Source organism: Sinobaca sp. H24, from assembly GCF_023845525.1.
This window is the reverse complement of sequence record NZ_JALBWT010000068.1, coordinates 1-8533: the sequence shown is the minus strand read 5'-3', so window position 1 is coordinate 8533 and position 8533 is coordinate 1. Positions and strand designations below refer to the sequence as shown.

Annotated in this window: 10 protein-coding genes and 1 pseudogene; 4 read left to right on the top strand and 7 right to left on the bottom strand. The window is 36.5% G+C overall.

What is annotated here, in order from left to right:
• From MMY81_RS32430 to MMY81_RS32405, 6 genes and pseudogenes are all read right to left on the bottom strand, one after another.
• Positions 1 to 280, bottom strand: a pseudogene (locus MMY81_RS32430) (aldehyde dehydrogenase family protein); the annotation flags it as partial.
• 19 nt (positions 281 to 299) lie between these two features.
• Complete coding sequence (locus MMY81_RS32425; protein WP_252316059.1) at positions 300 to 893, bottom strand: aldehyde dehydrogenase family protein; 594 nt, start codon at positions 891 to 893, stop codon at positions 300 to 302.
• A gap of 203 nt (positions 894 to 1096) precedes the next feature.
• A complete protein-coding gene (locus MMY81_RS34760) occupies positions 1097 to 1462 on the bottom strand; it encodes a PucR family transcriptional regulator (RefSeq protein WP_252316058.1) in 366 nt (121 codons plus the stop codon).
• Between the two features lie 132 nt (positions 1463 to 1594).
• Positions 1595 to 1969 (bottom strand): hypothetical protein, encoded by a 375-nt coding sequence (locus MMY81_RS32415; RefSeq protein WP_252316057.1) that lies wholly within the window; start codon positions 1967 to 1969, stop codon positions 1595 to 1597.
• 38 nt (positions 1970 to 2007) lie between these two features.
• Positions 2008 to 2448: a GAF domain-containing protein gene (locus MMY81_RS32410; protein WP_252316056.1), complete on the bottom strand. Its 441-nt coding sequence runs from the start codon at positions 2446 to 2448 to the stop codon at positions 2008 to 2010.
• Entirely contained in the window at positions 2411 to 2638 is a 228-nt protein-coding gene (locus MMY81_RS32405; protein WP_252316055.1) for a GAF domain-containing protein, read from the bottom strand. The genes MMY81_RS32410 and MMY81_RS32405 overlap by 38 nt, the downstream gene beginning before the upstream one ends.
• A gap of 419 nt (positions 2639 to 3057) precedes the next feature.
• Here MMY81_RS32405 and MMY81_RS32400 point away from each other — a divergent pair, with 419 nt between their 5' ends.
• A complete protein-coding gene (locus MMY81_RS32400) occupies positions 3058 to 3963 on the top strand; it encodes an Ltp family lipoprotein (protein WP_252316054.1) in 906 nt (301 codons plus the stop codon).
• Positions 3964 to 4195: 232 nt separating this feature from the next.
• On the opposite strand, the gene MMY81_RS32395 is transcribed toward MMY81_RS32400, so the two are convergent.
• A complete protein-coding gene (locus MMY81_RS32395) occupies positions 4196 to 6739 on the bottom strand; it encodes an ornithine cyclodeaminase (RefSeq protein WP_252316053.1) in 2544 nt (847 codons plus the stop codon).
• A 335-nt stretch (positions 6740 to 7074) separates the two neighbouring features.
• Here MMY81_RS32395 and MMY81_RS32390 point away from each other — a divergent pair, with 335 nt between their 5' ends.
• The 3 genes from MMY81_RS32390 to MMY81_RS32380 form a co-directional block, all read left to right on the top strand.
• Positions 7075 to 7413, top strand: coding sequence for a YciI family protein (locus MMY81_RS32390; protein WP_252316052.1), 339 nt, complete (start codon positions 7075 to 7077; stop codon positions 7411 to 7413).
• Between the two features lie 177 nt (positions 7414 to 7590).
• Positions 7591 to 7863 (top strand): nucleotidyltransferase family protein, encoded by a 273-nt coding sequence (locus tag MMY81_RS32385; protein ID WP_252316051.1) that lies wholly within the window; start codon positions 7591 to 7593, stop codon positions 7861 to 7863.
• A gap of 233 nt (positions 7864 to 8096) precedes the next feature.
• On the top strand, positions 8097 to 8533 hold a 437-nt coding region (locus tag MMY81_RS32380; protein WP_252316050.1), incomplete at its 3' end, for a DUF1456 family protein.

The window sequence follows — 8533 nt, the reverse complement described above, 5'->3', positions numbered from 1 at the left end:
GGATGGGGCGAGTTCGTTAGAAACGAGTACTCTGCTGGTACCGGTGCAGCTCTGCCCATTATTATACATTCCACTTTTATTACTCCATTTGCAGCTTCTTCGATATCGGCATCATCTAAAACTAAAGTGGCGTTTTTGCCTCCCATTTCAGCCTGCATTTTACCTCCACGGGCGTGCACATCCTGCCCAGTTTAGTGCCAACAGCAGTAGATCCCGTGAAAGATACGGCTTTAATATGTTTATTCTGTCCAATTTCCTCGCCGGCTTCTTTATCACCAATTATTAAATTAACGACACCATTAGGAAGCCCTGCTTCTTGAAAACAATTTCATTAATTCATAAGAAATACACGAAGCATCTGGAGCGGGCTTAAAAACAACGGTATTCCCAGCCAGCATGGCAGGTGCAATTTTATAGACCGCAATGCCGAGCGGGAAATTAAATGGAGCAATAGCGCCTACAACTCCTAGAGGTTCTTTAAGTGTGTATGTGAAAGCTTCTGGATTGTTAGCTGGAATCGTTTCTCCGCTGATACGATTTGCTGCTCCGCTGAAATGTTTTAAAGCCTGAACGGCAGCATCTACTTCTTTTTGAGCTGCTAAAAATGTCTTTCCGATTTCTCTAGTGATTAGCCGGGCTAATGCATCTTTGTTTTTTTGTACTAAATAAATCAAGTTATACAAAACATCTGCTCGTTTAATAGCAGAAGTGCCTGCCCAGTCAGGGAAAGCTTCGTGTGCAGCTTTAATGGCTTTTTGTACATCGTTCTTGTCAGCTAATGGAAATTCACTTAGAGTATCTTCAGTGTTCGCTGGATTAACACTTTTAAAAGTTTCTTTAGAGCTTGATGTAACTTCATTTCCATTAATAATATTATTGATTTTATAATCCATTTTTAATGCCTCCTAGTTAATTTATTAACTAATTATAATGTTCTGAATAATTTTATTAAATGTGGAGATCCACACTCTTTTAACTTAAAGATATTTAGATCTTTACACAAAATAATAAAGAAAAGCCGATCTAAAGTTTTGATTGGCTTTTCTAAAAAATTAATCACGTATACTGCGATATAGTTTGCAGGCTATTACGATATTTATCCAATCATTTTCTGCTCAAGATCAATATTGAGAACTTGCTGGATTTTTTTAATTCGCTTATATAGTGTATTTACATGAATATGTAAGGCATCAGCAGTTTCCTGTTTCTTGCGGTCATTAGAAATAAGGAACTCCAGTGTTTTCAAATATACCGGGTCAGCGTTATGTAGCTGTGATAAGTGATCTTCAAACAAAATAATTTTTGTATTGAAATCAATGTTATGTAACAAGCGCTCGTATCCAATATTTTGAAAGTGTACAATTCCATTTCTATTTTTACTTTTATTGAAAATTACAGCAGCCGCAGCTTCTTCAAAAGCATAGGATAGGGCGTCTGACGGTACAGATCTACTTATACCCACGATAACATTTCATTAGGGAACCAGAAATATAATTCGTTTGTTAAATCTGTAATGGCTTTGGTATTTTCAAATAAAGAGAAAATAACAATCTGGTCATTATAAATAAGTAATACTGCGTTATGGTGAAATTGTTCAATGTACTTTCCAGTTTTCGAAAAAACGCTCTTTTTCAAAAGAGTTTCTCTTACTCCATAGTGGAAATTCCAGATCATCAATGATTAAACAGTAAATAAAATCAGGCCGACTATTAAAAAGCGTAAATATGTCCTTTTCATTGTTATGATCTAAAATTTTTTCAAATATCCTCACAGTATCTTCTAATTCTTTTTCAAACCATATATTCTTTTTCATGAGTTCTAATTCTATCGTTACAGCTGCCTGGTTTAATATCAGCAGGTTCATTTCCGAAAATTGGTTAATAGGTATTTGAGAAATTAAATAAGTTAGTATCTTATCATTATGTCTAACATGGTAGGAAAAGTCTGAATTTCCCTGGTAATCGTCCACAATGGAAAAACTACTGTTGGTTAGGCGGCTGAGAACAATTAAAATTGAGAAATACCACCGTTTTCTAACATAGTTTTAGTGAAAAGAGAGCGAACAGAATTGATTGTATTTAACTCTTCATTTTTCTCTTCGACTTGTTTAAATAGCCGCGAGTTAGTTATAGCAATGGAAGCTTGATTTGCCAGTGCTTCCATAAAATCTAAATCTTCACTATTGAAAGATTCATTTTCTTTGTAATTATTGATTGCAATAGTCCCCAGACATTTATTATTCGCTATTAATGGAACGCTGAAAGAACTTTTTATAACTCTTTCATTCATGCCTTTATGATACAAATAGTAATTTTCTGAACTCATGCTTTTTAGGTATTCATTGATTTCTTCATGTGTATTACACAAAATAGATTTTTGAGAAGAAAATACTTCCCCGTCATAGATTCTCTTAAAGAAAAAAAATTTCTTTGAGATATTCCTCTTCAATTCCGCTTCCAAAAGCATATTTCAACGAATTAGATGATTCATCATATAAATATATTATAGAAATATCGGCATTTAGAATTAAATTTTTAGCAGAATATACTAAAGTAGAAAGTACTTCATCCATGTTCAGGGTGCCAGCTAATAATTTATTGATTTCCAGAATCCTTTTCCATTTTTCACTATTATTCATGACAGACCTCCTTAGCAGCAGTTTTGTATTTGTAAATGGCCCATTTACTCTATCTATAGATTTTTACAATAGACGCTCAAATCGGATTTCAGTCACCGCGGCAATTGAGTGAGAAGTTCTATTAGAGGCATCTAGTCTTGTGGTATTCGTTTCATTTTATAAAAATAATGAATAATTAAGCATACAGAAGTAAAACTAACGTTTTTGAAATAAATGCATTTTTATTTTAAGGTATAAGTTTAACATGGAGAAAGTAGATAAGGATTATGTAAAAGCAAGAATATCGAGAGATAATGTAACATGCCTAAAATTATCTGAAAGTGTTCTCATTGTTGATTGTCAGCGAAACTTATTCTTGGTAAGCTATAACCAATAAATGTAAAAAGGGGTAGTTCTATGAGGTATCAAGAGAAGAAAAAGTGTATCAACGTATACCCGGGTACCGTTCTGGTGTGAAGTGGAAGATGATTACAGCTTCAGTTATTTATTTTTTCATTATAATGGCTATAGTAAATCCGTCTGATCCTTCCACAGAAGTAGCAGGCGAAAACACTACAGATGATGTAACAGAATTAGAGACGGAAGAAGCAACAGCAGCGGAGGAAGAACAAGAGACGGATGACCAAGCGAGCAGTGAGGAGGAAGAACGCCAAACTGAAGAAGAGGCCAAGCAGGAAACAAAAGAAGAGGAAGAGCGCCAGGCGGAAGAAGAAGCTGAGCAGGAAGCCAAAGAAGAAGAAGAGCGCCAGGCGGAAGAAGAAGCTGAGCAGGAAGCCAAAGAAGAAGAAGAGCGACGGGCAGAAGAAGAAGTCGAACAGGAAGCCAAAGAAGAAGAAGAGCGACGGGCAGAAGAAGAAACCGAACAGGAAGCTAGAGAAGAGGAAGAATCCAGCGGCTCTGTTTCTCAAGAGCAGGCTGTGAGCAGTGCAGAAAGCTATTTGGATTTTTCAGCTTTCTCTAAATCAGGATTAATTGACCAGCTCGAGTATGAGGATTTCAGCACAGAAGATGCGACATATGCTGTAGAAAACATCAGCGTGGATTGGAAGGAACAGGCGGTTAAAAGTGCTGAAGGTTATCTGGATTTTTCAGCCTTCTCCAAGTCAGGATTGATCGAACAGCTGGAATACGAAGGCTTCACCTCATCAGAGGCCTCACATGGCGTTGAAAACATCAGTGTTGACTGGCAGGAGCAGGCTGTTAAAAGTGCTGAAGATTATATGGACTACAGCTCTTTTTCAAAGCAGAGTTTAATTGATCAATTAACGTTTGAAGGCTTCAGCACAGAACACGCCACCTACGCTGCCGGCCAGGTTGGTTTATAAAATATACTATGTTGATGAAGCAGCCGAGTGCTGCTTCCTTTATTTATTATAAGCTTTGTTGTTTTATCTTCTTATTTATGAATTAAGAAATCCTAAAAGAAAACCTTCAACTTAAGAGGAAGATTTTATATCTTTTGCTAAATGTCCCTTACATAAGAATTTCAGACAATAAATATAGATAGAATAATCAACGAAAAGACAAAAAGACTCGCTATTATGCGGGTCTTTTTGTTTAACTAGGATTTAAAACTTTAATTGTATCGTTACTTTGGACAATGAACGCATTTTCTTCAGGAACAAGGAGCGGTGTTCGGTAATACTCTCTTGAATCAAAGCTTTCACTTTTTATAATTTCTCCTTTTTCTGTGATAGAGATTAACATTCGTTCCTGATTGTTTGATACTTCCCATACATAAAGTTCTTCTTTTGGAAACCAAGCGATTTGGAAATGAATAGACTTAGGTAATGAACTGTATCTCCATTGGAGGTTGCCTTTCCGATCATATCCGCGTATTTGATTTTTCAAAACAATAGCGACACTTTTTAGACCAAAAGAGAAAGTTTGAACATTTTCTGCTTCTATTAGCTCAAGTTTCTTTTCTAAACTTTGACTGTACAATGCTATCAGTCTGGTGCCTATTCGAATAGCAAATTCTCCTGATACTGTCTCTTGGGCTTCGTAAGCAGCCGCGTTGAAAGTTAATTCGTCTTCTTTTTCAATACTTCTTATTTTGTATTTTTTCTTATCCGTTCTTTCAAGCTTGTATTTCTCTGAGTGAAAGTGATTCATTCCCATTCCATAAGGTTTTACTATTTCTTTAAATGTACTTTCTACTAATGTGAGTGACCAATTTTCTTTCTCATCTTGTTCCAAGATTCCCACATCTCCACCACTAGTCTCTGATGCAAAAAGAATCACGCCTTTTCTTTCTGAAATAAACTCAATATGAAAACCATGAGCTTTTACCATTATTTTTTTTAATACTCTTCCATCAGAAGAAATAACATAAAAGTGTCCAGGTTTATATGTGATCTCTTCGTTAGTTGGAGCGCTTGTGAATATTGTTTTTTTATCAGGAGAAGCGTAGAGAGACCACATATCTGAATATATTTGTAAACTCCATATTTCTTTCCCATCAAAATTACAACACTTTAAGTAGTGATTTAAGCGATCTTTTCTCCATTGAGATTCAGTCATGTCAATATTCATTCCAACATTTGTTTCTGGTTTTTCCACGAGATACATCCGTTCATTCTCTGCATCGATAATACGATTAATAATTCTTCGTTTTCCAGCATTAAACTCGTTACGTACTGAGAAAGGTTGAGTGGCAGCTATTTCAGGGGCTACTCCGGACTCAATATTTGTTTCATCCGTATCTTTTATCGTTTTAGCTTCAAAATGTTCCCATTCCTTGCCTTCAGGCGCTAACCAAAAATAACCTTGAGATGTATGTTCGCCGTCAAAAAAAATGTTGTGATTTTCTATTTGAAATAGTTCCATGCCAGGATGTCCGTCTGTGCCTTTAATCAATTTTCCTGTTTCTTTGTCCAACTCATATAAACGTTGATCTTCACAGACTATAAGATAAGCTTCTTTATCAGGTATTAATGAAATAGATTTCGCTTGCTTTGGCAATTTAACTCCATATAAAAAATGACCCTCTTTATCTACCCAAAAAGTTTCCCCAGTTTCAAATGAACACACCACTTTGCGATCAATCCATCCTATATATGTTCCTTCTTTTTTGAAACTATTGATCCATTTTAGTTGTCCATTCTTGTCCCAAGCAGAGACGCGTCCTTTTTCCTCTAAAAGAAATATCATATCCGTTTTTGGATCATGTCCGAATCCCAAGAAAGGAGAATTAACCATACTATTTTCTATTCCTAGTGAAAATTGAGAAGCCATTCGTTCGGCTATTATATGAATTGCTTCTTCCTTTGATTTTGGTTCTTGAGAAAGGGAGCGATTCAATGGTTGATACTTTTCTTCAAGATCCTTTTTTTTCAAATCTGAAACTGCTATCCGGGCACATAATTTACCCTCTACATCTAACCGGTATAATCGGTCCATACTTCCAACGAAAATATCTGACGAATCAACCGAAACATCTAATAAATAAGGCATAAAAGTAAGATCACCATAGAAACTTTGAAATTCCTCTGTAAATATGATAGCCCACTTTTGGTTCCCTTCATAATCAAAGCAGTATAACTCTCCAGGTCCGTTATATGTATCCCTTGTCCCAACCAACCAAAAATCCTCGCCCATAGCTAAGGTCAATGGCTGCCAATCAAATTCGAATTGAAAAGCTAGTCCTGTTGTAATATTGATCATGGTAACTTCGTTTTTATGTCTCAAAATAACTCCATGTGCATTTGCAGTTTCTGCTCGAAACTTTTCTATAGGTGTATCTTTATAAGATAGCTTTTGTATAGAATCTTCTTTAACCACTTCTATGGTTTTATCTGCTTCTACTACAATTAATTTCTCATTATGATATAAATGACGGAATTTACGTCGTGAACGACGATGAAATCCTATGAACTTTAGGTTTTCTTTTGTAGAAGAAAAAAAACTTTCCCAAGAAGGTTCATCCTTAATTATCAATGTGTGGGTTTTTATCTTTTGATATTTAGATTTTTTAATGATGTTAATGTAAGAATTTTGTTTTTTTACTTGGTTTGGCATTGTGTTTTCTTTCAAAACATCACTGTTAGAAGCTGTTTCTCCTCTCGTCAAAATCTTTTTAATAGAACTTATTAACCCCATTTAATCACCCTTTCTCATTTTTCACCTACCCATAGTATAATTCACTTCCTATTTAGTTGCATTGATATAAAATTCAAATTTCTAATAGAATTAGTTCTCAAATTCATAATGATAACCTAGATGATTAATATCTAAAATGTTCAAACAAATAGAGTGATTTAACTCTAAATTTGTTATAGAAAAGACTCACATATTTATTTAATCCTTCCTTATTATAAGAAGAATAAGGGATGAAAAGATCAGGCTCGCTTCTTTCATGACCGTCGTCTGCAGGAATAATTGTAATTGTGGCGAAGAATAGTTTCTATACATCTAAAAAGAGGAGAGGATGAACGGTGAAATTTCTTTGCCTGGCGTATGGAGATGAAGCGGGCTGGAACGAGTTAAACGAGAGTGAGAAAGAAGAAGTACTGGCTCAGGATAAGGTGATACAGGAAAAGGGAAATCTAATGTCTGCCGTGCAGCCTAAAGTAACGACTGTTCGGAATTGGGATAAAAACCTCCAGGTGACAGAAGAGAGCGGCGAACATAACGGACTTCCGCTTGCCGGGTTTTCAGTCATTGAAGCAGAGAGCGTGGAGGAAGTGATTGATCTCGTGGCTGACACCCCCTGCGCCAGGGCGAACGGGGTCATTGAGATCCGGCGGTTTTGGGACACGGAGGAACAGCAATAGAGGTGTAGACACTACCAGCCCCTTCGTTTCTAATTGGGATCGAAGGGGTATTTAGTATGGATCTGAACATTTTTATTATAAGTAAATCGGCAGCTTAAGAACTCTTATCATGCCAGTGGTCTGAAGAAAGGAAGAAGACTCCTATGCTATAATAAAGCAAAATGAGGAGGGGATAGGGTGGGTATTTCTTTAGATTTACTGGGGCAGATTCTGGAACAATTAAAATCAATTTTGAATGAACAGCTTGCCGATGAAGCCACGCGCATTTACTTATTTGGCTCCTGGACCCGCCGTGAAGAAAAACGCAGTTCGGATATTGATGTTGAAGCCAGCTCCCCGATCTCTTCTACAACATGGAATAATGTAATCGAACATATTGAAGAGTCTACTATTCCATACAGGGTAGATGTAGTGGATTTAAACGGTGCTAATGAACAACTGATACAGTAGGTAAAAGAGGAGGGCGTTTTATGGAAAGACTACACCAGCGATTAGAAGCAGTAGGAAGAACTATAGAGCAGTGTCGTAGATCATAGGAAGTCAAAAATATTAATGCAGCGTTCTATACTACATAATTTTAATAATGTATTTCCTTTACTTCCGTTTAGAGTGATAAACTAAAAAGGGTGTATTTAGTATGAGTAAGAATACTGGAAGCTCTGAACTTAAATGGAGGTTTACGAATGAATAATAACGACATTGTCATTAGAATACGCTACGCTTTGGATATAAGAGATCAGGATGTGATGGAGATATTCAGGCTTGGCGGTGTGGATCTTTCTAAAGAAGAGGTACGAAAGGTTCTCACGAAGATAGAAGAAAGCGATGAAGAGGAAGACGATGAGGTGTATGAAGATGATGATCATCTCAAATGCACGAACAGCATGCTCGAATCCTTTTTAAACGGGCTGATCACGTTCAAACGCGGACGGCAGACCACAAAGGACGGCGAGCCGATGAAACCGGACCGCTCAATCAAGAACTACTCCAGTGTGAATAATGTGATGCTGAAAAAAGTAAAAATCGCCCTGCAGCTAACGAGCGATGACATTGTGGATATCTTAGAAAATGCCGACGTTACGATCACCAAAGGGGAAGTAAGCGGTCTATTGCGGAAGGA